This is a genomic window from Streptomyces yongxingensis (genome assembly GCF_055597465.1).
The window spans coordinates 315,381-338,117 of record NZ_CM145717.1 but is presented as its reverse complement, the minus strand read 5'-3'; the positions used below and the strand labels follow the sequence as shown (position 1 = coordinate 338,117).

Here is a 22,737-nt window from a genome sequence, read left to right as displayed (position 1 = left end):
CGCCCCGGCCCTGATCTTCAGCTTGTCGGTGAACTGGTACGGCCACTGTACGGACCCATGGGTGATCCTCTTCCCTTGGCATAGCTGCTGACCAGCCCAAAAGAGGAGAACTGCCCGCGAATACATGAGGATTGGCCGCGAGGCCACTAGCCTCGATCTTTCGTAAGGGTCCGTCGACGGAGTCGGCGGACCTTTTCGCTTTCCGGGACGGGTGGTGGGCTGACCGGTCGTCGGCCTCTGAGCCTGTTGCGCGAGCTCGGCAGTTGGCCTGACCTGATGATGTGGAGTCCTTCCTGAGACAGCGGGGCGACCGTTCCTCACGCGTCCAGGCGTCGATCGACGTCGTGCGGAGGAACGGCCGCCGGCCGAACCGTTCGGGAGCCGTCTCATGCGCAGCGGGATGTGCCGGGCCCCGGACCGGCACGGGAACTCCGTCAGCCCACTGTGGGGGCAGCCGCTGTCGGGCGGGCACAGACTGGTGCCCTCGACGGCGACCGTCCGCGGGCCCAGCCGGATGGCGCCGGGGTCTGTGGCGGCAGGGACAGGCGATCGGTCTGCTGCAGGGTGCCCTTGCCGGCGCGTGTCCACCGCTCGCGCCGACGAGCAATTCAGGCCGCTCGTGCTGAGTGATACCGGCCGCCCGGTGGGACTGCGTGGTGTGGCCACCTCCTGGTAGTCCTCCAGCCAGGCTCGGGGTGTCGTCGATCACCTCTTCCCCGCCCACCGGCCGTGGCGCGGGACCATGATCCGGTGTTCAGCGGGGCGCGGCGGGGGAGATGCCCATTCGGCCGTTGCGAGCGGTCAGGTTGCGCGCCGGGTGGTACGGCGGGGGATGAGGGTGGGGGCGAAGGTTCGGGTTTCGGCGGGTGCTCCGGTGATGAGGCCGATGAGTTGGTCGACGGCTGCCGTGGCGATGGCATCGAAAGGGACGCGGACCGTCGTCAGCGGTACGGGCAGACGGGCTGCCAAGGGAATGTCGTTGTAGCCCACCACCGAGAGGTCGTCGGGGACGCGCAGGCCCGCGCGCTGGACAGCCGAGAGGACACCGATGGCTGTGTTGTCGTTGACCGCGAAGACCGCTGTCGGTCTCGGTGCGAGGTCGAGCAGGTGGCGGCCCGAGTTCTCGCCGCTTTCCATGCTGAAACTGGAGGGCAGGATCAATCGTTCGTCGACAGGGATGCCGGCTTCCCGTAGTGCGTCCTCGTAGCCGGCGCGGCGGCCCAGTGCGCTCGAGGCATAGACAGGGCCCGCGACCAGGGCGATGTGCCGGTGACCGAGGTCGATGAGGTGGCGGGTGGCGAGATAGCCGCCCAGGCGGTCGTCGCCCACCGCGGCCGGGCTGCCGCCGTGGGCCCGCAGTGCCAGGACGTGCGCCACGCCCTTGTCCGCCAGTTCCTGGCAGAAGCCGCCGTCGGTACGGGCGGTGGTGAGGATCAGGCCGTCGACGCGGCGCTGGAGCAGGACGTCGCCGCTCTCGTGTTCGCGGGTAGGGTCATCGTGTGTGGTGGCGACGAGGGTGTGATAGCCGCGTTTGAGGCCGGCGGTGGCGATCTCCTCGTAGAGCATGGCCATCACGGTGTCGGTGAGCCGGGGTACCAGCACGCCGATGGTATTGGTCTGTTGACGGCGGAGGTTGGACGCCACCGGGTTGGGCGCGTAGCCGATGGTGTCGGCGACCTCACGGATCCGTGCGGCGGACGGGCTGCGGTAGAAGCGGTGCTCGCGGTTGAGGGCGCGTGACACCGTGGAGGGGCTGACGCCTGCGGTCCGTGCCACGTCGGCGATGGTCGGCGGTTTGCCCCCGTTGGCCGCAGGCGCGGAGTCCCCGGTCTCGGGCCTGTCCATCGTCCTGGTGTCCCCTCCGTCGGCTCCTCGACGCGACAAGCCTATCTACTGTGCAACCCGGAGAGGAAACGATTGCACGAAAGGGTGTGCGCGACTCTCGACGGGTGCTCGTGTGCCGCCCGTGGGCGGCACAGGGCGGTGTGGCGATCGCTCAGGGTGACAGTTCCTCCAGGACTCTGCCCTTGGTTTCGATGGCGAAGACCGTTGTGACCAGGCCGCCGATGAGTGCCACGGCGGCGAAGGCGGTGAACACATAGCGGATGCCGAGGTCCGCGACGATCCAGCCCACCATCAGCGGACCGATGGACGACCCCGCCCGCAGCCACGCACTGCCGAAGCCGGTGCCGATCGCACGTAGCCGGGTGGGGTACAGCTCGGCGGAGTAGAGGTACAGGGAGAAGGCGATGGTCTGCAAGATCGCGTAGGCGATGGGGGCGAAGACGACGACCTGGGTCGCGGTGGTGGCGCCCAGCGCCGTGAGGACGAGGAGCGGCACGGTGGTGACGAAGAAGGCGATGGCGTACCACCGCTTGCGGCCGACCTTGTCGATCAGCAGCGCGCAGATGACGGAGGCGATGACGCCCACGCCCGAGGTGATCCAGCCATAGGCGAGGCTGGTCTCCAGAGGGAGATGAAATGCCTGCTTGTAGAGGGTGGGCAGCCAGGTCACCAGGCCGTTGTTGATCATGTAGACACACACCCACAGGACCCAGATCATGAGGGTCCGCTTGAGGTAGATGCCTTTGAAGAGCTCGCGCCAGTCCGACCGGGCCGCGGACAACGTGTCCACCGGGCGGACGACCGGCTCGGGGAGCGGCAGGCCCTGTTTGGTGGCGTCGGCCTCCAGTTTCCGTACGACGGTCTCGGCTTCCTCGTGGCGGCCCTTGGCAGCGAGCCAGCGGGGGGACTCGGGCATCAGCCAGCGCAGCGGGATGGCCAGGGCGGAGGGGATGAGACCGACGACGAACAGGGCCCGCCAGCCGAACACCGGGGCCAGGAAGTAGGCGGCGATCCCGGCGAACATCAGGCCGGCGGGGAAGATGACCTCGTACATGAGGAAGAAGCGGCCGCGCTTGCGGGCCCCGATGAACTCGTTGATATAGGCGCTGGCCACCGGTACCTCGCCTCCGGTGCCGACGCCCTGCACGAATCGGAAGATCATCATGGACGCGCCGCTCCAGGCGAAGAGGCACGCGATGTCCATCGAGACGAACAGCACGATGGTGATGAGCAGGGTGTGCAGGCGGCCGATCTTCTCCGCCAGTGCTCCGAAGACGAGTGCGCCGACGAGCTGGCCGAGGTATCCGGCCGAGAGGATGAAGCCGACCTGGGAGGAACTGAGGTTCCACTCATCCACCAGTTGCGGCATGGCGAACGCGATGGCAAGGACGGTATAGGCGTCGAAGAAGGTGGCGCTGCCGACGATGACTCGGATCAGGGTCAGGCGGCGTGTGACGGGAAGTCGTTCGAGGCGGGCTACCAGCGCGGCGTTCGCGGCCTTCGCTGCTCCTCCGTCGGCGACAAAGGTTGTCATGTCTGTCGTTCCTCGCCGGTGAGGGGATGCCGGCCGCGGGGAGCGGTGCGGGCCGGCGGATGGGGACACAGGATCGGCAGCTCCTGCTGCCGATCCTGCCAGGCCCGACGGAGAGGCTCCGGCCGGGCGGGGACCATGGGCCCCTGCGACCGAGCGATGGGGAGCGGACTCGGCCAGGCAGGGGGGGCGGAGCGCCGGTCAGATGAGCTGGGCCTGCTTCAGGGCGAACTCGATTTCGGCGGCGGCCCGCTCGCCGAGCGGCTGGAGCGGCTGGCGCACGGTGGCGTCCCTCAGGACCCCGCGGGCCTTGAGGCCGATCTTGAGCGCGACGGTGCCCTCCATGTGGGATCCGCGGTGGTAGACGGCCTTGGTCACCGGCAGCAGCCGGTCGTGGATCTCCCGGGCCTTGGCATAGTCCTTGGCCTTGCCCGCGGCGATGAGCTCGACCAGCGGCTCGGGGGCGAGGCCACCGTAGCCGACCAGGGCGCCGTCGACGTCGAACATGGTGTGCAGCAGGTATTCGTCGTGGCAGGTGAGGATCTGCAGATCGGGGAACTGCTCACGCAGGACCGGGATCTCCGTGTCCCAGCGGCGCATATTGCGCACGCCGTTCTTGGTGGCGACGGTGCCGGGCTGGGCGGCGATCTCCAGTTGGGTCTCCAGGTCGTAACTGGCCTTGGTGGCGTCCGGGTACTGGAAGAGGATGTTCTGCAGGCCGGACTCCTCGTGGATGGCTCGGTAGCGCTCCTGTGGCGCACCCTTCTGGAACCCGAAACGCAGCCAGCCGTGCGAGGGGTATACCAGCGCGCCGACCGCCCCGGCGTCCGCCGCCCGCTTCGCCTCCAGAGCCGCGGTCTTCGTGCCCTCGGTGGTAATCCCCGCGATGATCGGCACCCGACCCTCGACCGCGTCGACGAGCGTGCGGATGAGCGTGACCTGCTCCTCCGGCGTCAGGTACGTCCCCTCGCCGGCATGCCCCAGACACACCAGCCCCTTCACGCCCCGCACGGAGACCAGCCAGCGCGCGAGATCGGCGTTGGCCGCGTGGTCCACCTCGCCGTCGGCTGTGAACGCGGTGACGGGGGCGGGGACGAGGCCCCGCAGATCCATGGGACTCATGACACACTCCTTGTGCAATCGATGACGGAATCGATTGCACAACTGTCGTCGGTCGTACGTCAAGGGGTAGGACACCGCAACATGGCGCCCGCGGTTGTAGGCGCACGCCGACGGGGGCACCGGCGGCCTCGGCGGCGAGGAACGAGTCGAGTAACGCCGTGGGGCCCCAGCGGTGGGCATACTCGCGCGTCCGGGGGACGAATGCCGCCCCGGCCTCGGCCAGCTTGCGCGGATCCACGTCGGACAAGGCGGCCACCGTCGGGCGCGGTCCGATCCCGCCGACGAGAGTCTCGGCGATGTCCACACCATGACCGGGCGTCGCGCGGCCGGACCCGGATCCGGTGTCCATACGTTGACGGTCAGCCAGTCGGCTCCGGCCGGAGCCACCTCGGGGCCGAACGGCTCCTGCGGAGGGGGCGTCCGGGCGGCGCCCCGGCCGACCACCTGGTGGCGGGGAAGAGGCTGCGGCGGGCGACTGGGGAGGTGAGACGTGGCATCAGGCGTCGAACCGCACCCCGCCGAGCCACGCGACCTTTTCGGGGTCGTGGTGGTCGAAGATGTGGCTGCGGCCGGTGTCCAGGCCGGCGATGCGTGTCATCTCGTCGTCGGTGAGCTGGAATTCGAAGACGCCGATGTTCTCTGCCATGTGTTCGGGCCGTACCGACTTCGGGATGACGACGATGCCGAGCTGGACGAGCCAGCGCAGGGCGATCTGGGCGACGGACTTGTCGTATGCGCGGGCGATGTCGCTGAGCACGGGGTTGTCGAAGAAGCCCCGGCCGCCTTCTCCTCGACGATGCGCAGCACACCGGGCCGCACGGTCGCCTTCTTCGGCCGGCGCCGTCCACGGGCAGAGCCGGTGCCTGCCACCCGTGCCAGTGCGTACAGGTGGTCCCGCTCGGTGTCGTCCAGGCGCAGAGCCTGGGCGAGGGCGTCCAGGACGCTGTCGGAGGCCCCGGCGAGGTTGCCGCGCTCCAGGCGTGTGTAGTACTCGACGCTCATCCCGGCCAGCATCGCGACCTCGCCCCGCCGCAGCCCGGGCACCCGCCGCTGCCCGTACACCGGCAGGCCCGCCTGCTGGGGTGTGATCTTGGCGCGGCGGGACTTGAGGAATGCGCTGACTTCGGCCTGATCGTCCATGGTTCCCAGCGTAGGAAGACCAAGCGGCCGGTGGGGGTCCCTGTCGGTACCCCTCGCAGGCGAGCCGCGAAACGTGGCCGTGCCGTCTCGGCAGACCACGGCGGGCGGGAGGTGACTGGCTGAGCAGATCGAACACCTAACGGTGACGGGGGCGAGTACGGCGTACGTCGTCGCTGATGGTCTGCGGCTGCTTCTGCGTTTCGGCCCAGGTCGCCAGCAGGGTGAGACCGTCAGCGCTGGCCGTGCCGGGGTCTGCGGTGTAGGTGGTGATGGTGACGTGCGGGTCGCCGGGCAGCGCGAAGTCGTCGTACGCGAGGTCCATCGTTCCGACGGCCGGGTGGTGGACGGTCTTGCGTCCGCGTGAGTGGCGGCGCACGTTGTGTCTGGCCCAGCGGGTGCTGAAATCGGTGCTGCGGGCGGAGAGCTCGCCGATGAGGCCGGTCACCTGCTTGTCCAGCGGGTCACGCCCGGCGGTCGCGCGGAGTACCGCGACCAGCAGATTCTTCGCCTCGTCGATGTCGGCGTAGAAATCCTCGGCACGCGGGTCGAGGAACACGTACCTGGCGAAGTTCGGTGGCTGCTGGCCCATGGTGAAGAGGTCGGCGTACAGAGCGTGGCCCAGGTCATTGGCCGCGAGGAGGTCGAGACGGCCGTTCTGGACGACGGCGGGCACACTCATGGAGTCGAGGACCTGCTGCACCGACGCGGTGATCGGTGAGGTGCGCTTGGGGCGCTTGCGGCGTGAGCCGGGCGCTACGTTGCGGGCCAGGTCGTACAGGTGGGCACGCTCGTCGTCGTCGAGTTGCAGCGCTCGGGCGATCGCGTCGAGGACGCTCTCGGACGCGCCACCGAGCTGGCCGCGCTCCATGCGGGTGTAGTACTCGACGCTGAGGCCGGCGAGCATCGCGACTTCCTCGCGCCGCAGTCCTTGGACGCGGCGGTTGCCTCCGACATGGGGCAGCCCGGCCTGCTCGGGTGTGATCCGCGCCCTGCGGCTCATGAGGAAGCCCCGGATCTCCTGCTGAAACTCCATGCCTTCAAGGCTAGGACGCCTGTTTCCGTTGTGGGGGTCCCTGAGAGTGCCTGGCAGGCATCCGCGAGGCGAGGCACGGTGACTGGGCAACCCAGAAGATCTGTGCGAAAAGGAATGTCTGCCAAGTGCGTGGAGCTGTCATGTATGCCCCGGGCGATGTCCGGGTGGAAGAGCGCGAGAACCCCGCGATCGTCGCGCCGACGGATGCGATCATCCGCGTGTCGGCGACGTGCGTCTGCGGGTCGGATCTGTGGGACTACCGCGGCATCAACGAAGTGACACAGCCGACCCCGACGGGTCACGAGTACGTCGGCGTGGTCACCGAGATCGGCGACGAAGTGAAGAGCGTCGCGGTCGGTGACTTCGTCGTCGGATCGTTCTTCGCGTCGGACAACACCTGTGAGATCTGCCAGGCCGGCTACCAGTCACGGTGCGCGCATGCCGAGTTCGTCGGCGCCGGCGGGGCGCAGTCGGAGTACCTGCGGGTGCCGCTGGCCGACGGCACCCTCGTTGCCACCCCCGGCATACCGGACGACGACCTGATCCCCTCGCTGCTGGCCGCCTCCGATGTGCTGGGAACGGGCTGGTTCGGCGCCGTGGCCGCTGAGGCCGGGCCGGGCAAGACCGTGGCCGTGGTCGGTGACGGAGCCGTGGGTCTGCTCGCTGTCCTGGCCGCGAAGCAGCTGGGTGCCGAGCGAATCATCGCCATGTCGCGGCACGCGTCGCGGCAGAACCTCGCCCGCGAGTTCGGCGCGACCGACATCGTCGCGGAGCGCGGCGACGAGGGCGTGGCTAGGATCAAGGAGCTCACCGGCGGGTACGGCGCCCACAGCGTGATCGAGGCCGTCGGCACCCAGGAATCGATGATGCAGGCCATCCGCTCCACCCGCGCCGGTGGACACGTGGGATACGTGGGCGTGGCCCACGGGGTTGAGCTGCCGGGCGAGGAACTGTTCTTCGCCGAAGTGCATCTGCACGGCGGCCCCGCTCCCGTGCGCCGGTTCCTGCCCGAGCTGATCCAGCTCATCTGGGACCGCACGATCGACCCGGGCAAGGTCTTCGACCTCACCCTCCCGCTCGATCAGGCCGCAGAGGGGTTCAAGGCGATGGACGAGCGCCGTGCCATCAAGACTCTGCTGAAGCCCTGACCCCTCATTCACCGGTTCCAGCCGTCCTCGCCCGGGACCTCCAAGCGCCTGGGCAGGTTGCGGAACCCCCTCTTTGATTCGACAGGAGAACATCATGAACCCCACCTACGACTTCTCCGGGCAGGTGGCCCTGGTCACCGGCGCCGCCTCGGGCATGGGCCTGGCCGCCGCCCGCGCCTTCGCCGACTCCGGCGCCGCCGTGGTCCTGGCCGACCGCGACCCCGATGCCGTCCGCAAAGCGGCCGAAGAGATCACCGGCAGCGGCGGACGGGCGATCGGTGTCGTCTGCGACGTCACCGACGAACAGCAAGTGGAAGCGGCGGTGCGGCACGCGGTGACGGAGTACGGCCGCCTGGACATGGCGTTCAACAACGCCGGCATCCAGGTGCCGCCGACCGACGCGGCCGACGAGACGGCCGACTCCTTCGACCGGGTCAACGCCGTCAACCTGCGCGGCGTCTGGGCGGCGATGAAGCACGAACTCCGACAGATGCGAGAGCAGGGCGGCGGCGCCATCGTCAACTGCTCGTCCCTGGGCGGGCTCGTCGGACTGCCCGAGCGAGCGGCCTACCACGCCTCCAAGCACGGCGTCATCGGCCTGACCGGCAGTGCGGCGGTCGAGTACGCGCCCCGGGGCGTGCGCATCAACGCTGTATGTCCCGGCGTCATCGACACCCCGATGGTCGCCGACATGGTCGAGAACCAGGCCGAGGCCATGGCAGGGATCATCAAGGAACAGCCCATCGGCCGACTGGGGCGAGCGGACGAGGTCGCGGCAGCCGTCCTGTGGCTGTGCAGCCCCGGTGCCAGCTTCGTCGTCGGAACAGCTCTCCCCGTCGATGGCGGCTTCACCGTCCACTGATGCGAGTCTGCCGTCATAGCGTAGAGACGTGGCCGCAGCGGAAGTTGGGGCTCGTGTCGAAGCGGAGGCAGCGGGATGTGCGTGGGGGCTGTCCGCCGTCGGACAGGCACTTCCTGTTCGCCGACTGCGGATGCCCCGTGAAGTGCCCCTTGGAAGCAACCGCCATCCCGAGCGTGTCCGGTGGCCCTCTGACGGGGTCCGGAGGCTCGGACACAGCTCCGTGGCAGCTCGCAGACGGCACCAGGCCCCATCGGTCGAGCACCATCCGCCGCCGCGCCCAAGGCATCGACCGGCGCGGCATCGGGTCAAGCGGGAAGCACGGATCGCGCCACATGCGGGAGCAGGGCAACGGCGCGATCGTCGGCGGCTACACCGCCCAGTAAGCACCACCTGGGCCGGTCCGTCACCTCAACCGTCTACACACCGGGTGTCGCCAAGAACCCGCTTCACGCTCATACGGCCCCTGAAGTCCGTATCAGCCTCCTGGCCTCCAAAGGCATCCGGCCATGCCCTCTCCCGCACGGGCGCCACCGCTGTGCTGTTGACCCTCTCCACGACACGAAGGTCTCCCCACATGCCCACCGATCCCGTCCCGCACGAATCCGCTGCCATACCCGCCGAGCCGGAGTCGCGTACAGCGCCGACCCGGCGCACCTTCATCGCCACCGACCTCCTGTCGCAGCCCGAAGCGGCAGCTGCCGCTTCGGCGCCCTCCAGCCGCCTCAACGTAACCGTCACCACCTTGTCCACCCTCAGCCGCCCCTGGCGCCGCGGCGGTCGAGGCGGCCGATGGCCTGGGCTGTGGCACTCTGACCGTCAGCCAGCTCGACCCCACGCCGGAGGCCCGGGGCGTCCGGGTCCGGGGTGTCGGGGCTGGAGGCGTCCACGGCTACGCGGCGGGGGTGGCGGCGTGGGTGTGCTTGAGCCGCATCCGCGCGGTGACGAGGTCCGGGCCCTCGAAGTTTGCCCAGAAGGCGTGGGTGACGACGGTGATGGTCGGCTCCTGCTGCCGGTGCCGCAGCCGATGTACCTCCTTCTGGTCCTCCTCGGACCAGCCATCGGTCGCGGGGCGCTGCCGCGGGCGCCAGATGTCGGGGTCACTGAATCCCGGGTGCGGCTCAACGGACCACGGAAGGCCCTCGAGGAGCGCGGTGAGGGCGGCGGCGACCTGGTGGAGTTCGTCCTGCGCGGCGAGCAGGTCCGGGGGGAGGTCGTAGGCTCTGGCCATAGCCGGAACCATACGCCCGTTCGATTCTTGTGGGCGGTGAACCGGCGCCCGGAGTGGCAGTCATTGGGCCTGAGCGCTCGGCCTGGCCCGTGAGTGCTTCAGGTGGCCCGGCTGAGTGTGAGAGGTGGCCTGGCCCTCCGCAGGTTGGTCACGCGTCGGGGCGCCCCGGGTTGAGGTCGCTGACGGCGATGTTCACCGCGTCGGCGGTGGCGCTGAGGTGGGGGTGTAGTGGCCGCCGCCGTGGCGCAGGGCGTTGGCCGCGAGTTCGGAGACCACCAGGGCCAGGGTTTCCGCGGTCTCGGGGGCCGGGGCCGGGCCGGGGCTGTCGGTGAATGCACGGGCGACGTCGCGGGCGCGAGGGATGCCGGCGGGGCTGTCGTCTTCAACGACGACAGGGGGCCTGGGGGCTGTCGTGCTGGTTGTCGTCGTGTCATTCACGCGCTCACACCCCGCCTGGGTCGGTTGTGCCGCCGGGCTGAGCTTGTGCCCGCTGGGCCATTCTGCAACCCCGGATGGCACTCTTCCGGGTGCGTACGAGGTAGAAGTCCCATCGCTGGCTGTTGAGAAAATCTGTCATGGCGAGAGTAGACATGGATGTGTGCAGGGGTTAGTGTTTTCTCGTACCCAAGAAGTCGAAGAGGGCACGGCAGAGATGAACTGCCGTGCGAGCAGGTCGAGCAGGACGCGGAACGGCAGTGGAGTGGCGGGGCCGGACAAGGGGGTTCCTTCACTGGCTGCCGGGCCGAGCGGCCCCAGGGGCCGCATGCAGTGCCCGTGATATCCAGCAGTACAACCGTGTAACCGAATGAGGTAAGGAGCAGACGCCATCAGGATCGCCCGGGCGAGGCAGAACACCGCTCGGGTACCGCAGACCCCGGATTGGAAGGTGGTCCCCGGTCACGCAGCCGCGATCCCCGCGCCTCCGCCCTCCCAGGCGGACCAGCGGAACAAGAAGGCCGGCGCGGTCAGCTGGCAGATGGTGTTGAAAGCTCGGGGCCCGGGTGCCAGTACGGCACTCGGGCCCCTCGACGCGTCCCTATGGAAGAAGAGGTCTATGCCCCCTCGCAGTACCCGCCCCGTCGACAAGCTCGACGACGACGACTACCCCGCCTACACCATGGGCCGGGCCGCCGACATGCTCGGCACCACCCCCGCCTTCCTCCGCGCCCTGGGCGAGCACCGCCTGATCACCCCACTGCGCTCCGAAGGCGGCCACCGCCGCTACTCCCGCTACCAGCTGCGCATCGCCGCCCGCGCCCGCGAACTCGTCGACGCCGGCACCCCTGTCGAAGCCGCCTGCCGCATCATCATCCTCGAAGACCAACTCGAAGAAGCCCAGCGCATCAACGAAGAACTGCGCACCCGCGGCGCCACCTCGTAACGGCGTCTCGAGACCGGCCTGCCCAAGCTGATCACCGCTGCGCGCACGACCTGACCCGCGACGGCGGACGTTGCCCCCCGGCCGGGCCTACAGCGTGAACCAGGCCCATCCGCCGCACCGTGGTTCATGAGCCTTGCATCACTTGGCCAACTCTTCACACCCCAACGCATGGCCGACCGGCGGGCCGGGCCAACTATCACGCTCAGTCGGGCAACCTGAAGCACTCACGGCCAGGTCGAGCGCTCAGTCACGTAATTGTGGCTGAGTGCTTCGCCTGGCGACCGGCCGAAATGGCGGATTGAGCGCCCGCAGCCTGGAATTGATCACATGATATCCGTACTTGTAACGCTATGAGTTCGACCTCAAACAGCTCATGGCGTCAGCGGCATGCCGCTGACGTTTTCTCATGGACACGTCCAGGGGTGTGCGACGATCACGAGGTGGCCACACCTACCCCTCCACCGTCCGATGCGCCGCGCTCGCCCATGCGTCCCGCGTCGGCCATGTCCGTGCTGGCCGCGCTGCTGGACCGCTCAGTGGAACAGATGGTGGAGGCCGCGACAGACGTCCGCCTGTTCGACCGGGAAGCTATTCGCGCGGCATCGGATGTGTGGGACAACAACCTGTTTCCACTGTTCTGGGCCGTAAGCACATCCAGCGCCGGTGAACGCGAGCGACGGGCGATGACCGTACTGGAGTGGATGGCCGGTCTCGGCGAGCGGCGGCGCACGTGGATGACCGAGCAGGCCGCGATCGCCGGGTACGCGATCGAGTCGCTCTTGCCACCGACCAAGCCGCACACCCCAGGCCGCGACTACCGCGGACACGTCATGACACCGCAATACCGGCTTACGCGCCAGAACGTGGATGCGCTGGTCGCCGACTACGATCTGGCGACGGCGTCCGTCCGCCACCTCCAGGTAGAGCGTGCCGGTACTCGCCTGACCGCTTTTCTCCAGTTTGTCGCTGATCGCACGTTCGCCGTCGATGAGCCCGCGCCGCCTGCCCTGCTGAACGTGTGGCTGGATGGCGTCACAGACATCTCCTTCGACCTTTCCGACACGCTGGGAGTGATCCTGGAAGCAGGAGTGCCGGAGATCGGGATTTTCCTGGGTCCGGGCGGTCGGCTCCGCGCCGCCGGTGGCGAGTATCGCCTGGACGACCGCTCATGGCACCTGTCGGCCGCCGGTCGACGCGCGGACGCGGTCACTCCTCCCCGCACCAGCCGGTCGGGCCGTCCGCGTCGGCCGCCAGGCGGAGACCTGGGCTCCGACGCGCACGCTGCCGCCGTACTTCTACGCCACGCCATGTGGGAACTCCGCTCGGTGCGTTACGCCGCCCGCGCCGATCACGTTCCTGTGCTCAAGCTGTGCCGAGCCTTCTCAGGAGCGGGTGAAGCGATCCTGGCCGCCGGGGCGCAGCGCGGCGCCCGCCGCCGTGAGGCGGCCTTCCGCGACGTGGTCCGAGCCTGGGCCGGCCGAGGCGGCCCGGACCTCACCCGCTGGTTCGCCGCTGTTCTCAGGGAACACTCAGGCCGCCCGGAGATCATCGAGACACCCCGGACTCCCGAACGAAGACCTCCCTCCCTCGCCGGCGGCTCGCCCGTGTTCGGTATGCCCCCGCAGGCAGGTCTCGTCATGGCCGCCTGGACGGCAGCGCACACCGACTACCAGACAGAGCGTCCGGCCGCCGCGCAGCTCCAGCTCGCCCTGCCGCCCCGCATCGACGAGAACTCTTCAGGGCCCTGGCGACTGCGTACCCTCGGCTGTGCCGATCCCGATACCTTCCACCTTCGCACCGATGCCTTCCAGGGCCCCGGCTCGCTCGTCCAGGTGGGGGCGCCCACTGGTGCCTGCAGCCTTGACCTGTGCCAGGGGGCCTTGCTCGTCGCGGCCGGAGCCGGCTGGAGTGCGTCCGTGAGCTGACCCTCGCGTGGTGCCGCCATCTGCTCAGCCGGTTTCATGGCGGGCCAGGAGCTGGCGGACGTCGAGGTTCTCGCCCTGCGCGACTTCCAGGGCGTTGCGGAGCTTCGTCACCGCTCCGGCGGATCCGCACCCACATCCTCAGGCTTGACCTGCTGACGCAGCCACGAGCGCGTCGCCACTGTGCGTAGCCACGCCTTCGGGTAGGCGATCGACAGGCCGGGAGCACATATCTGAGTGAAGGCGGCCTGAGCGGCATCCTGCGCCTCCGCCTACGAGGCACCCTGCAGCAGCAGGAAGCGCACCAGGGCCGGGAACTGGTCCTGGTGGAGCCCTTCCGCGAGTTCCCGACCGGGCAGAGAAACCGCAACCGTCTCCAGCGGTTCAGCAGACGACGCGACAGCCCACACCTGGTGCCCCTGTGCGGACTCCTGTATCGCCCCTCGGGAGGCAGCCGAACGGACGCGCTCGGTCAGCCCCGCCTCGGCGATACGCGCCAACTCCACCTGCTGCTCCAGCCATCGGTGAGCGAGCTTCACCACACCGCTGACCAAGCTGGCGAGAACGGTCATGACCGCTCCCACCAACGCCGGATCCACACGGAAAGTGTGACTCGCGCAGGTCGGAGCGGGCGGGGCCCGTCACAGCCATGGTCGGGTGCATCCGCCAGGTTCTGGCCACGCTGGTATGAACAACGAGGAAAAAGCTCCGCGGCTGCCCCTCGACGGGCGACGACGCTCACGAGGGCCGTGAGAGGCATCGCCACCATGCCGACGTTGAGGGTGCCGATGAGCCCGAGCTGGCAGACAGCGCCGGCGGCGACGAGTGGGCCGATGAAGCGGTGGCGAGGCTGCGTTCCCTCGTCGCCTAATCAGGTGTGCTGACGCCGGCTTCGGGGACGACGGCACGTGCGGCGGGACTGCCGTAGACCACATACGCCAGCCAGGTCGGGTCCCCTCCCTGGTCGCGGATGGCCTGCCGTGCTTGCAAGGATGCCTGCCCCAGTGTCCGACCCCGCGTCACCAGTCGGTTGTAGAAGGTGTCAGCGAACGTGAGCGCCGAATCCGAGCGCACCGGCCACAGCGTGCCGATGAACGCCCCGGCTCCGGCATGCAAGAACTGAGGTGCCCACCCCAAGCTCGTCGCGAACCAATCGATCTCGCCGGCGCTGCGGCACGCGTTGAAAAAGATCAGCGGGTGCGTGGTCCGCAAGGCACCGGACTGGGCTGCGTAAGCGAGATCAAGCGGGTCGAAGGGGCCATCGGCCATGGTGACGCGGGAGCCGGAACTGGTGAAGGTGTTGTGGCAGGCGAAGTGCAGCAACCCGGCCGCCCCCTGATCGATGAGGTCGCTCACCACGCTGCGTTGAGTCAACGTGCCGAAGTCGGCGACGGCCTTCCCCAATCTGTCGCGCAGGGCAGCCACTTCACGTTCCGCCTCCGGCGGTGAGCCCGGGGGGACGACGAACGCGGCCCGGTGCAGCGGCAGTTCACGTACTCGCTCCTGACCGAAGACCCGCCGCACCACGGGCAGCCATTCGGCGAGGAAGCCATCCCCTTCCTGATCGCGGTCGCGCGGATACAGCAATTCCCACGGCACCGCATCGTGCTCACCGAGCACGGTCAGTGAGGTGATCCGGTCGGCCTCCTCCCAGAACTGGCGTCGTACGGCGTCCGGTACGGCGCTCGCCCACAGCTGCACGCCGAGGTTGCGCAGTCGCCGATGCGCATGGGCCTGGTCTGTAGCCCCGCCGGGTCCGGCCGCCGCAGCAGTGCGACGCAGCTCGTCGTAGATCAGCTCACGGGCACCATGGGCATTCCCGGCCACGAGGCGGAAGGACTCGGGCGCGTAGGTGGTCTCGCTGAGCAGCTGGAAGCTGTGGGCCCCATCGGATCCCTTGAGGACCTGCAGGGTCACCTCACCCGGGTCGAAGGCCAGTGTGGTCAGCGGTGCGCTACGGGTCGGGCCGTCGCGGGCGGGCGTGTCGGCCTGTACGGAGATCTGGGCTCGCAATTCGCCCAGGAAGGTACCGCCACGAAAGGCCCGCACGGTCACGGTGTGCAGCCCCGGCGCCGTGGTCCGCAGACCGAAGCGCACCACATCCGAGTCTCGGCCTGGCATCACGGTCACCTCCTGCTGCAGATCCCCCAGCGCCAACAGCCCCGGCGCGTGCACGGCGATGACCAGCCGTGCCCCCTCAGCTGGAACATGGAACTCGCGCAATGCCGCACCGGCACCCCCAGCGCCCCGGGTCACCTGGACCTGCAAGGGCACCTCCCGGCCCGGTGGTGCCTGCTCGGCGAGTTCAGCCGTCAACCTGTGCGGTTCACCAGGTTCGGTCTCCGGCATGACACCTTGGCCGTCAGGAAGAACGGGACCGTAGCTGCCCAGGGAGCCGCTGGGCCAAGTGCCGCTGCCGGCCCCGCCGGAGGAAACGGCGGGCGGTTCCGCCCTGTGCGTGTCGGGAGGGACCTCTGATGAATGCGCCCACTCATACCGGTCATCCCTCGTGGTACCGGCTACCGCCGCGTCGCGGACATGGCGTTCCATGCTGTACCGCACAAGCTCCGCTCGCTGGTGCAGCTGGAGCCTGCCGATCGCGTTCTGGACGTGGTTCCGCACCGTACGATGCGCGATGACCAGACGCTCGCCGATCTGCTCGTACGTCAGCCCTTTAGCGAGCAGGCGTAGTATCTCGGTCTCGCGATCAGTCAGGCGCGGAGCCGTCGGCTCCAAGGCAACCGAGACGGTGGGCTCGGAAGCGAGACGGCGGTACTCGCCAAGGACGAGGCCGGCAAGGCCGGGCGTGACGACCGGGTCCCCGACGGCCGTGCGGCGCACGGCGCCGACCAGCTTCGCTCGCGATGCCGACTTCGCAAGGCACCCGATGGCACCAGCCATCACCGCCTCCAGCACGTCCGCGTGCTCCCCGCCGGCCGACAGAACGAGGATCCGCAGTCTGGGATGGGCCCCGACCAGCTCCCGGCAGACGTGGACGCCCGACTTGGCGGGCAGGTTCAGGTCGAGTACGACGACGTCAGGGGTGACGTCCTGAGCACGGCGCACCGCCTGTTCGCCGTCGCTCGCTGTGGCGACCACGTCAAAACCGGACTCGACCAGATCACGGGTGATGGCATCACGCCACATGGGATGGTCGTCAACGACCATCACCTTTACGCTGCGTGCCACGGCTTCGGCCCCTTTCCTGTTGGTGAGGTGTTTCCGGCCGGCCGCTGACCGTCACCGCGGAATCGGCGTCGGCCGATGACGGTCATCTTCGGGCTGTTCCTATTGATCGGCCATCGCTGTGCTGATCTCCGATGCCACCGACGGCAGGTCCCAGTAGGAGGAGTGCGTCCACACGCCAGTGCTTGCCGGGTGCGGCACACAGATATCCACGGGAGCGCTGCCGTCGTGGAGCTGGAACACCCCGGCGGCGACGAAGGCCAGCATGTCGAGTGGTTCCCAAAGGTTCGTCCAGCGGGCCAGCGAAGGAGGCAGGACGACCGGCCGATTGCCCGAGTAGGGCAGGATCTGACCGCCTCGGGGGTCGCATGCGTGGAGGAACGCCGCCTGGGAGCCGAAGGTCACCAGTGAGGACGTCCACAAGGGGGTGGCTGCGGTGGCCATGTCGACCGCGATGACTCCGCCAAGGCTGTGGGCGGCCACTCGCACCGGACGGTCGGATGTGCGCCCGAGGGCGGGGTCCACGCTGTCGATGGACTGTCGCACCCGGGCGTGGATCGCCTCCCGGTGGCGCTGGTAGACCAGAACGTCCCCAAGAAACCGTGTGGTGCCGGGCCCGAACTTGGTGCGCAGCGCGTTGTTCAGGCGTCCTGCGGCCGCCTGGATCGCGGCCCCGGCGACCCGGTCCAGGTCGCGCAGCCGATTGCGCACCATCCTCCGCAGCCGCCCCTCGCCTTCGCCGCCCGCGCGCAGTCCATCGTACGAACCGGCTCCGTCAGCCCAGAGGCCGGCGGCCTCGATGAGGGCCTCGGCCAGGGACCGGCCTGTTTCGAAGAGCAGGATGGGGTCGTCAGTACGCCGTAGCCACTCGGTCGTGCGCCATTCCTCGGCCAGGTATTCCAGGATCTCGTCCGCGTCGCCGTGGTGTGGACCATCCCGCAGGCCCGAACCGGCCTGCTGCTCCGCGCTCGCGAGTCGCTCACGCACGGCGGTTTCCACCCGTGTCCACTGGTCGGGTGCCTGGGGGTCCGAGGCCGGCGCCGAGGCGAGCGCCGGCTCTGGTACGACGGCGCTCGGTTGTTCGTTCACATCCCGCAGTCCGCCGCTCTTCCGGGCGCCCGGCAGCGTCACAGGGCGGGTCGGGAGCGCCGCTGTGACGAAGCGGTCGTCGGCTCCGAGATCGCCCCAGTAGACCGGCACCATGTCGAGGCCGGAGGCGGTCTGCAAGTCGGCGACCGTTGCTGCGAAGCCCTCCTGGTCGCGGTTGGCCACCCCATGAATGACGAAGACGGGATCATCCATGCTCTGCCGCTCCTTGACGAGTTGACGCCGGTGCTGCCAGGAATGGTGAGGGGGCACGATCTCGCAGCCCTTCCGGCGTGTTCATCCAGCGCGCCACCCGTCCAGCCGACGTGTTGGGAACCGTGCGATGGTTTATGGCCCGGACAGCACGCCCGGAGGTATCCACAAGCACGCTGCCGAAGAGCCCCGGCACGAACACAACAAGGTCATCCCCCATGCCCGAACTATCCCACGAACTGACCGTGCTGGTCGGCTTCGACCAGGACCTCGCGGCCGAGGCCACCCGCACCGCCAACCGGATACGCGGCCTGCTCGCCCAGTTCCACCCCAGCCTGGAGCGCGTCCTGGGGCCGCGCCTGGACCACCCCGCAGCGACCTGGCTGCTGGAACGCCACGGGTCTCCGACTGCACTGCGAAAGGCCGGGCGACGCGGGCTGGTCGAGGTGATCCGGCCCAGGGCCCCGCGCATGGCCCAGCGGCTCATCGACGAGGTCTTCGACGCGCTCGACGAGCAGACCGTCGTCGTCCCCGGGACCGGCACGCTCGGCCCTCGATTCCGGGGGCGCGGTCAGGACCGCCGCCACCTTGCTGGTCACCGTCGGCGACGGCTCCGGCTTCCCCACCGCTGCCCATCTGGCCTCCTACGCCGGCCTCGCCCCTACGACCAAGTCCTCCGGAACGTCGATTACGACCGGTGGGCCATCACAGTCCGGGAGCCCGGCGACGACGGGTTCTTCCCTCGTGGCGGCCCGTCTTCTCCGTACCGGGTGGCGGAGGCGGAAGCGGTGCCACGAGTTGGTGGGAAGCCACGTATATGACGGCTTGAGTGCGGTCCCGCAGACCCAGCTTCGCCAGGATCCGGGAGACGTGTGTCTTGACCGTCTCGTCGCCGATACCCAGGGCGCGTGCGATCTCCGTGTTGCTGTGTGCCTGGGCCACGAGCATCAGGACCTCGTGCTCGCGGGCCGTCAGTCTTTCAAGCTCGGTGGAGGACGCGGGCGGCGCGATGCTGCCGGCGAAGCGGGAGATGAGACGGCGCGTGACCGAGGGATCGATGAGGGCATCACCTCTGGCGGCGATGCGGATGGCCGCTATCGTCTCCTCGGGAGGGACGCTCTTCAGGAGGAATCCGCTGACTCCCATGTGGAGGGCGCTGTAGACGTAGCCGTCATCGTCGTAGGTGGTGAGCACGATGACTTTCGTGGTGTTGCCCGGCCTGCCGAGGATGCGTTCCGCCGCGCGCAGTCCGTCCAGTCGCGGCATGCGGATGTCCAGGATGGCGACGTCGGGTGTCAACCTGATGGTCTCTTCGACCGCCGCCTGGCCGTCGGCCACTTCCGCGACACAGCACAGGTCGTCCTGGGTGCTCAGGACCGCTTTGAGTCCCGAGCGGAACATGGCGTGATCGTCGGCCAGGAGAATACGCAGACTCATGTGCCGTCCATGGAGAAGGTGGCGGATATCTTCCAGTCGGCTCCGCCGTGTACCGGTCCGTACGAGACGAAGCCGTTGAACATGCCGACCCGGCTGCTGATGCCCTCGAGGCCCCGGTGTGGGGAATCCTCCACGAGTCGCCCCGCGGCGGCGATCGGGTTGACCGCGGTGACCGTGATGCGCGAAGTGCCGTAGCGCAGGCTGATGTCCACGTGGCCGTCGCCGTGGCGCAGGGCGTTGGTCAGCATCTCCTGCACCACACGATAGACGGCGATGTCCAAGGACCCTTCCAGTTCCTGCCGGGCGCCCTGGACGCTGACGTTCGTCTCGAGGCCGGCGGCTGACACGGCCTCAATGAGTTGGTCGAGGTCGCGCAAACCCGGTTGCCGTGCGCCTTCAGCTGGGCTGTCGTGCAGGAAATCCAGCAGACGGCGCAGGTCCAGGAGGGCCGCTCGGCTGGAGGTCTCCACCGCCGTGAGCGCCGTCGACACCGGTGACGCCTCCTTGACGGAGAGTCCCAGACGGGCGGCTCCGGCATGCACACCGATGGCGCTCACATGATGGGCGATGACGTCGTGGAGGTCCCGGGCGATGGCACTGCGGTCCTCGGCGATGGCGTTCGCAAGATCTTGCCGTGCCATCTCCCGCTCCCGGACGGCCCGTTGTTCCAGTTCGGCGATATGAGCGCCGCGGGCGGTGGTGTAGCGGCCGACCAACCAGGCGAGGAGGGTCTCTTTCACCGCGCTCAGCAGGATGGAGCGCCATTCGGTGAGATCGGTTGCGCCGCCGAGTGTCCTGGCCCCGATGGATCCCGCGGCCAGGTAGAGGAGAGCCAGGACGGCCGGTCGGCCGTTCAGCCAGGCTCCGGCCCGATAGGCCGCGATGAGCAGTCCGGCGTCGTTCATGTCCGGCGGTGGGCTGCCGCTGGGCAGTACCAGGGCACCGGCCACGGCCAGTGCCGCCTGGGCGAGAGCGACAACTCCCGAAAGACGGGCTGAACTCGCGAGTGCCGCATCCACCAGGGCGATCCCTGTCAGCAGGCACCAGTAGGACACGGGGGGATACACATGCGAACCCTCGAAGGAGAAGCTGAGCGTATCCGCGAGCAGGCAGAAGCCCGCCACCATGAGGGACTGCCGGGTCAGGGACCCACTCGGGTCCCGATTCGAAACGGACAAGGCCCCTCTCTCAGGATGTCCGCATGCCCGCACCGCGGGCATGCCGGAAGGCGGAGTGTGCGGTCGGAATGCCACCTTGTACGGGGCCGGTCGAACCAGGCATGCACTTATGGTGCACGAGCGCCACAGAAAAGCCTTCCTGCGCCCGGGGGAGGCGCTGTCCCCCGCGCGGGGGACCTGACGTGCCTCGGGTGCGTGATGACACCGCGGGGCGGCGGTTTTTAGTGTCTGCCGCGTGAACGACAACGCACCCCCCGTATCCGTTCGCGGCAGATGCGCCGGTCGGAATGGCCTTGGCATGTCATGCGCGGCGCGAGTGTTCGCACGAGTGGCGGCCGCCGTGCTCTGTGTCCTGGGCCTGTCCGTCACCGTGGAATCCCCCGCATGGGCGGATTCCACGGCCGGCGGCGACCTGCAGGTTGCGCAGACGCTCGGCGACCGCGACCTGACCTTCATCCTGCGGCGCGTCACCGGGCTGCCGGGCCCGCTGCATGTGGATGTGCTCACCCATCAGGGCACTGCCGCGGGGACCCTGCGCCTGGGCACCGTTCCCACGGGTGCGTCGGCGGATCGGGCGGAAGGTGCCTCGGCGGGAACCACCACCAGCAGCGCCTCGGTCAAGCTCGACAGTACGCCGGGGTCCCACAGCGCCGCCCTGGACATCGATCGAGCCGGCCCCTGGGAGCTCGTCGTCGACGACGGATCCCGCACGGCGCGGATTCCCTTCATGGTGCCGGGCCAGGTCACGTCTCCGCCGGAACTCGCCGTGTTCGGCGGTTTCGTGACCGCCGGTGTGCTCATGCTGGTGACCCTGTTCGTCGCTGTACGGGCCCGGCGTGGAGTCTGGGTACTGCTACCGGCAGGAGGTGTCGTGGCCGCGCTCGCGGTAGCCGTGACCGCCGCGCTGCTGTCCACCTCCTTGCCTCTGCCGCCCGAGCCGGGCGGGCAGGTGGATGCCACGAACGACAACGTCAGCGATCCCTATTCGGTCGTCCGGCCGGTGACGAACGACTACTCCCGGCCGCCCGCCTCGCTCGAGATGGGTTCGTACCCGGCCAGGGCGGCGGAACGGGGGACGCTCCGGTTGAGCGTGACCGACGGTGCCACCGGCCTGCCCGCGGACGATCTCGTCGTCCACGACGGTGCCCTGATGCATCTGCTGGTCATCGGACCGACCGGTGAGCTCTGGCACCTGCACCCCGTACGCACCGCGCCCGGCAGCTACGAGGTCCAGCTGCGGCTGCCCGCTGCCGGCCACTACGCCGTCTCTGCGGAGTTCGCCCGCCGCGGTGGCGGAGTCCAGCAGGTGCGCTCGGCAACCGGCCTGACCGTCGCCGACGGCTCCGCCCGCGACGACGCCCCGGCCCCGCGCGCCGAGCTCGCCCCGCGGGGGCCGGGAACGCGGACGATCGACGGTGTATCGGTGCGCCTGTCGGCGCCCACGCCCACAGCGGGAGAAGCGAGCACCCTGACCGCGCGCGTCGGCGACACACCGACGCTCCAGCCCTGGCTCGGCATGGTGGGCCACATGATCGTGGTCGGGCCGATCGACAGGGCGGACGCAACCAGCCCCACACGTATGGGACGGGCCGCCCAGGACGCACCCGTCTGGGCCCATGCGCACTCCATGGGCGGCGATATGAGCGGCCACTCCGCACCCGACGTGGGAGGCGGCCCGGCCCACGACAAGGCGGCCATGCGGCACGGGACGCACGCCAACGGGGGAGCGGCGAAGACGAGTTCGATGAGCGGGCTGATGCCCCTCAACGGCGACAGTCCTGCGGACGAGACCGTGGCCGCCTACGGGCCGGACGCCTCCTTCGTGTACACCTTCTCCCGCCCCGGCTACTACCGCGTGTGGATACAGGCCGAGCGCGACAGTGCCATCCTGACCATCCCCTACCTCCTGCACGTGTCCCCGGCGGGAGGAGCGAAGTGAGCGCCCGCACCGCCTCCCGTACCCCCATGGTCCGGTTTCTGTATGGAGTCGCCGCCGCGCTGCTGACGGTGTCCCTCGCCCTGGTGGCCGTCGGTTTCCTTCCGTCCTGGACGGACGACGCGGTCTCGCTGACCGCGGGCAGCGCCACCGACGAAGTGACACTGACCGTGGCCCGGCCCCGCACCGGCGCCACGGACGTCGATATCCGCCTGACTCCCCGCCGAGGAAAGCGAAGCGGACGTCCGCCCACCATCACCCTGCAGGCCGTCATGCCCACTCACGGACACGCGACGCCCGCGGCACACGCGCGGGTTCAAAGCCCGGGCAGCTACTCCACCGCCGTCCACATGATGATGCCGGGGCGCTGGACCTTCCACGTCAGCGTCGACTACGGCACACGGAGCGACCAGTTCGACTTTCCTCTGGCGATCTCCGGCTGAACAACCGACCACGCAAACGCCAGTAACCGCTCGCACGGTCATGAGA

18 protein-coding genes and 3 pseudogenes are annotated in these 22,737 nt (G+C 69.0%); 7 read left to right on the top strand and 14 right to left on the bottom strand.

Annotation, left to right across the window (positions count from 1 at the left end; genetic code table 11):
• Positions 1-801 precede the first annotated feature (801 nt).
• From ACZ6TD_RS01535 to ACZ6TD_RS01510, 6 genes and pseudogenes are all read right to left on the bottom strand, one after another.
• Positions 802-1,776 carry a LacI family DNA-binding transcriptional regulator gene (locus ACZ6TD_RS01535; protein ID WP_471349302.1) on the bottom strand — a complete coding sequence of 325 codons (975 nt, stop codon included), beginning with the start codon at positions 1,774-1,776 and terminating at the stop codon, positions 802-804.
• 220 nt (positions 1,777-1,996) lie between these two features.
• Positions 1,997-3,379 (bottom strand): MFS transporter, encoded by a 1,383-nt coding sequence (locus ACZ6TD_RS01530; protein WP_471349300.1) that lies wholly within the window; start codon positions 3,377-3,379, stop codon positions 1,997-1,999.
• A gap of 198 nt (positions 3,380-3,577) precedes the next feature.
• Positions 3,578-4,498 carry a dihydrodipicolinate synthase family protein gene (locus ACZ6TD_RS01525; protein WP_471349297.1) on the bottom strand — a complete coding sequence of 307 codons (921 nt, stop codon included), beginning with the start codon at positions 4,496-4,498 and terminating at the stop codon, positions 3,578-3,580.
• Positions 4,499-4,994: 496 nt separating this feature from the next.
• Positions 4,995-5,255: an aldo/keto reductase gene (locus tag ACZ6TD_RS01520; RefSeq protein WP_471349295.1), complete on the bottom strand. Its 261-nt coding sequence runs from the start codon at positions 5,253-5,255 to the stop codon at positions 4,995-4,997.
• Positions 5,256-5,287: 32 nt separating this feature from the next.
• Positions 5,288-5,638 (bottom strand): annotated as a pseudogene (locus ACZ6TD_RS01515) (helix-turn-helix domain-containing protein); the annotation flags it as partial.
• A gap of 136 nt (positions 5,639-5,774) precedes the next feature.
• Entirely contained in the window at positions 5,775-6,671 is an 897-nt protein-coding gene (locus tag ACZ6TD_RS01510; protein ID WP_471349293.1) for a helix-turn-helix transcriptional regulator, read from the bottom strand.
• Between the two features lie 125 nt (positions 6,672-6,796).
• Here ACZ6TD_RS01510 and ACZ6TD_RS01505 point away from each other — a divergent pair, with 125 nt between their 5' ends.
• Together ACZ6TD_RS01505 and ACZ6TD_RS01500 are read left to right on the top strand one after the other, a co-directional pair.
• Positions 6,797-7,819: a zinc-dependent alcohol dehydrogenase family protein gene (locus tag ACZ6TD_RS01505; RefSeq protein WP_471349291.1), complete on the top strand. Its 1,023-nt coding sequence runs from the start codon at positions 6,797-6,799 to the stop codon at positions 7,817-7,819.
• Positions 7,820-7,913: 94 nt separating this feature from the next.
• The gene (locus ACZ6TD_RS01500; protein WP_471349288.1) at positions 7,914-8,681 is read left to right on the top strand and encodes an SDR family NAD(P)-dependent oxidoreductase; all 768 of its coding nucleotides are present in this window, start codon (positions 7,914-7,916) and stop codon (positions 8,679-8,681) included.
• Positions 8,682-9,570: 889 nt separating this feature from the next.
• Here ACZ6TD_RS01500 and ACZ6TD_RS01495 read toward each other — a convergent pair.
• The gene (locus tag ACZ6TD_RS01495; RefSeq protein WP_471349286.1) at positions 9,571-9,909 is read right to left on the bottom strand and encodes a hypothetical protein; all 339 of its coding nucleotides are present in this window, start codon (positions 9,907-9,909) and stop codon (positions 9,571-9,573) included.
• Between the two features lie 192 nt (positions 9,910-10,101).
• Positions 10,102-10,347: a hypothetical protein gene (locus tag ACZ6TD_RS01490; protein WP_471349285.1), complete on the bottom strand. Its 246-nt coding sequence runs from the start codon at positions 10,345-10,347 to the stop codon at positions 10,102-10,104.
• 616 nt (positions 10,348-10,963) lie between these two features.
• Between ACZ6TD_RS01490 and ACZ6TD_RS01485 the strand changes: the two genes are divergently transcribed.
• Together ACZ6TD_RS01485 and ACZ6TD_RS01480 are read left to right on the top strand one after the other, a co-directional pair.
• Entirely contained in the window at positions 10,964-11,290 is a 327-nt protein-coding gene (locus tag ACZ6TD_RS01485) for a MerR family transcriptional regulator (RefSeq protein ID WP_471349283.1), read from the top strand.
• 503 nt (positions 11,291-11,793) lie between these two features.
• Positions 11,794-13,215, top strand: coding sequence for a hypothetical protein (locus ACZ6TD_RS01480; RefSeq protein WP_471349280.1), 1,422 nt, complete (start codon positions 11,794-11,796; stop codon positions 13,213-13,215).
• Positions 13,216-13,484: 269 nt separating this feature from the next.
• On the opposite strand, the gene ACZ6TD_RS01475 is transcribed toward ACZ6TD_RS01480, so the two are convergent.
• The 4 genes and pseudogenes from ACZ6TD_RS01475 to ACZ6TD_RS01460 form a co-directional block, all read right to left on the bottom strand.
• A complete protein-coding gene (locus ACZ6TD_RS01475; RefSeq protein ID WP_471349278.1) occupies positions 13,485-13,784 on the bottom strand; it encodes a hypothetical protein in 300 nt (99 codons plus the stop codon).
• A gap of 295 nt (positions 13,785-14,079) precedes the next feature.
• Positions 14,080-15,762 carry a CHAT domain-containing protein gene (locus ACZ6TD_RS01470; RefSeq protein WP_471358749.1) on the bottom strand — a complete coding sequence of 561 codons (1,683 nt, stop codon included), beginning with the start codon at positions 15,760-15,762 and terminating at the stop codon, positions 14,080-14,082.
• Positions 15,742-16,380, bottom strand: a pseudogene (locus tag ACZ6TD_RS01465) (response regulator transcription factor); the annotation flags it as partial. The pseudogene ACZ6TD_RS01465 and the gene ACZ6TD_RS01470, both read right to left, overlap by 21 nt.
• A gap of 120 nt (positions 16,381-16,500) precedes the next feature.
• Entirely contained in the window at positions 16,501-17,700 is a 1,200-nt protein-coding gene (locus ACZ6TD_RS01460) for a hypothetical protein (RefSeq protein WP_471349275.1), read from the bottom strand.
• A gap of 221 nt (positions 17,701-17,921) precedes the next feature.
• Here ACZ6TD_RS01460 and ACZ6TD_RS01455 point away from each other — a divergent pair.
• A pseudogene (locus ACZ6TD_RS01455) lies at positions 17,922-18,387 on the top strand (transposase); the annotation flags it as partial.
• Between the two features lie 15 nt (positions 18,388-18,402).
• Here ACZ6TD_RS01455 and ACZ6TD_RS01450 read toward each other — a convergent pair.
• Together ACZ6TD_RS01450 and ACZ6TD_RS01445 are read right to left on the bottom strand one after the other, a co-directional pair.
• Positions 18,403-19,134: a response regulator gene (locus tag ACZ6TD_RS01450; protein ID WP_471349272.1), complete on the bottom strand. Its 732-nt coding sequence runs from the start codon at positions 19,132-19,134 to the stop codon at positions 18,403-18,405.
• Entirely contained in the window at positions 19,131-20,354 is a 1,224-nt protein-coding gene (locus ACZ6TD_RS01445; protein WP_471349270.1) for a sensor histidine kinase, read from the bottom strand. Before ACZ6TD_RS01445 ends, ACZ6TD_RS01450 begins: the two co-directional genes overlap by 4 nt.
• A gap of 274 nt (positions 20,355-20,628) precedes the next feature.
• Here ACZ6TD_RS01445 and ACZ6TD_RS01440 point away from each other — a divergent pair, with 274 nt between their 5' ends.
• Positions 20,629-22,251 carry a hypothetical protein gene (locus ACZ6TD_RS01440; protein ID WP_471349267.1) on the top strand — a complete coding sequence of 541 codons (1,623 nt, stop codon included), beginning with the start codon at positions 20,629-20,631 and terminating at the stop codon, positions 22,249-22,251.
• Positions 22,248-22,691, top strand: a complete 444-nt coding sequence (locus tag ACZ6TD_RS01435) for a hypothetical protein (protein WP_471349264.1) — start codon at positions 22,248-22,250, stop codon at positions 22,689-22,691. The genes ACZ6TD_RS01440 and ACZ6TD_RS01435 overlap by 4 nt, the downstream gene beginning before the upstream one ends.
• Positions 22,692-22,737 lie beyond the last annotated feature (46 nt).